Source organism: Spirosoma spitsbergense DSM 19989, from assembly GCF_000374085.1.
Taxonomy (GTDB): domain Bacteria; phylum Bacteroidota; class Bacteroidia; order Cytophagales; family Spirosomataceae; genus Spirosoma; species Spirosoma spitsbergense.
The window spans coordinates 1-1350 of record NZ_KB893528.1; the positions used below are offsets into that span (position 1 = coordinate 1).

Consider the following 1350-nt stretch of genomic DNA (forward strand, 5'->3'; position numbering starts at 1 on the left):
GCCTCCTTTCTGGCTTTGGCGTTGTGGTGATGCTCAAAGCTAAGAAAGGAGGCCCCTTGTTGTCAACCCCCTAAAATTCGGGATGACTCATGTTTATCTTATCCAGCAACTCTTTCTGGCGTTTGGGGTCACTACGGGTATATTGAGTAACCAAAACGAGGTACAGTGCTTTGGCTTTAGCTTCATTGGAGCGTATCTCACTATTAATAATCTGATTTACCATACGCCAATCGCCAAGTTGAGCACATTTCAGAGCGATATAAGGAAGTTTACTGGCTTTATCGGCATCAGTATAATAGTTACTTGCAGCCAGTTCTTTAGTCATCATTACTTTGGCTTGTAGAGTATCCTTCACTAGAGCAAATGCATGGGCGATGGCAGGAAGGTCACTTATAACACTGTTTTTTGAGGTAATTAACTTTAGTGTTTTCTTTGCCTGCGCCGTATCCTTGAGTCGGATGAATGCATTGGTGATAGTGGCTAAAACATTGCCTTTATTGTAAAAGCCAAGGATAGAGTCTCGCCTAATGATATTTAAAGTATAAGTTATTCCATCCTTATCTCCAATTTTAGCAAATGCGTTAACTACAGCTGATAATGCTTCATTATGGTCGTAGCTGTCAGGCGAGTTCCTTATTATTCTTGATGTTTGGGTGATTCCAGCTTTGTCTCCAATTTGAGCGAACGCATCGGCAATAACTGACAGTGCTTTATTTTTGTAATTGGGCATAGGGTGGTTTTCACGTATTCTGTCAGTTGCTTTTAATGTTTGGGTTATTCCTTCTTTGTCGTTGACTTGAGCAAATGCATTGGCGATGGTAGCAAGTACACGAGCTTTTTCGGAGAAGGGAAGAGCGTTGGTTGCTATCAACGTTTGGGTTATACCGTCTTTGTCGCTGACTTGAGCAAACGCTTTAGCGATCTCTGATAAAAAAGTCTTTCGCTGGTCGTAAATTGGCGACTGATCAACTGGTAGGAGGTTTGTTGCCTTTAAGGCTTGGCTTAGTAGTTTCTTGGCTTGTAAAGTATCTTTGATATTAGCAAATGCGTTAGATATCGCAAGTAGGTCAGAGATTTTAGAGTTGTAATCGGATAACGTTCTGTTAACCCGTATGGCTCGAGTTAGTGTTTTTCTGGCTTCCAAGGTATCTTTAACCTGAGCGAACGCGTTAGCGATCACTGATAAAGTACTGTCTTTATAGTGGTCTGGTTGGGCTTTTGTCGATTTCAATGTTTGAGTTATTCCCTCCTTGTCATTGACTTTTCACGTACGCTAGTTCAAGCTATGCCCTTTAGGGCAAGACTTTAGTTGCTACTCATTTTTGGTAGTTTTGCTTGATGAAGCAACAA

The 1350-nt window shown here is 41.3% G+C and carries 1 protein-coding gene; it reads right to left on the minus strand.

Going from position 1 to position 1350, the window contains the following annotated elements; genetic code table 11:
• Positions 1–70: 70 nt before the first annotated feature.
• Positions 71–1231 (minus strand): hypothetical protein, encoded by a 1161-nt coding sequence (locus B157_RS0113625; protein WP_157618435.1) that lies wholly within the window; start codon positions 1229–1231, stop codon positions 71–73.
• Positions 1232–1350: the final 119 nt, after the last annotated feature.